Genomic DNA, 430 nt, shown 5'->3' with positions numbered 1-430 from the left:
GAGGCCAGCCACGGCCATAGCCACCGGTCCGCTGGCATGGAGCGGGCGAGCGACTGCATAACCGCCCATCACCACTGCGAGGCTGATCAGCACCTCGACCTTGTACTCGTCGATCGAGCGCATCGCGCGAAACGCGATCCATCCGATCGCGAGCCCAAGCGCGACGCCGCCCCCGGCTTCAACCGCGAACAGCTCGGCCGCATGCGCGATCGAGAAGGGTTCGCCCGACATGGCGGAGGACATCAGGATGGTGAAGATCACCACCCCGACGCCGTCGTTGAACAGGCTCTCACCGGCGACCGTCGCTTCCAGCGCAGGCGAGACGTTGGCGCGCTTGAGGACACCCATGACTGACACGGGATCAGTCGGGCTGATGAGCGCGCCGAAGACGAAGCACCAGATCGCGGGCAGCTCGAAGCCGATTAGGCGC

Annotated in this window: 1 protein-coding gene; it reads right to left on the bottom strand. The window is 66.0% G+C overall.

The window, feature by feature from the left end; translation table 11 throughout:
• Positions 1 to 430, bottom strand: a 430-nt coding sequence (locus ASV53_RS24640) for a cation:proton antiporter domain-containing protein (RefSeq protein ID WP_189337976.1), incomplete at both ends; no start/stop codon positions are given.

The sequence above is a fragment of the Photobacterium sanguinicancri genome (assembly GCF_002265265.1).
Lineage (GTDB): Bacteria > Pseudomonadota > Gammaproteobacteria > Enterobacterales > Vibrionaceae > Photobacterium > Photobacterium sanguinicancri.
The sequence above is the reverse complement of the archived record's forward strand: the minus strand, read 5'-3'. Positions and strand labels throughout refer to the sequence as shown.